Origin of the sequence: Paraburkholderia sp. SIMBA_054 (genome assembly GCF_046534875.1) — a bacterium.
Classification (GTDB): Bacteria; Pseudomonadota; Gammaproteobacteria; order Burkholderiales; family Burkholderiaceae; genus Paraburkholderia; species Paraburkholderia hospita.
In genome coordinates this window covers 1-235 of record NZ_JAWRXV010001753.1, presented here as the reverse complement: position 1 = coordinate 235, position 235 = coordinate 1, and the positions used below count along the sequence as shown (strand labels likewise).

General features: G+C 70.2%; 1 pseudogene. It reads left to right on the top strand.

Going from position 1 to position 235, the window contains the following annotated elements:
* Positions 1-235 (top strand): annotated as a pseudogene (locus tag SB822_RS61105) (regulator); the annotation flags it as partial.

Here is a 235-nt window from a genome sequence, read left to right as displayed (position 1 = left end):
CGCTCGCCCCGTACATGCTGCGCGCCGACGGCGGCGATCCCGGCGACGCCACCTGGGCCTGCGTGCAGCCGGTGCACGTGCGCATCGCGCATGACCATCTGGTGCTGATCGATCCGGCGTCGCTCGAACTCTCGGACGAAGAAGCCAGCGCGCTGCTCGCGGTGGCGCGGCCGCTCATCGAAGAACTCGGCGTGCGAATCGAGGCGCCGAATCCCACGCGCTGGTATCTGTCCGG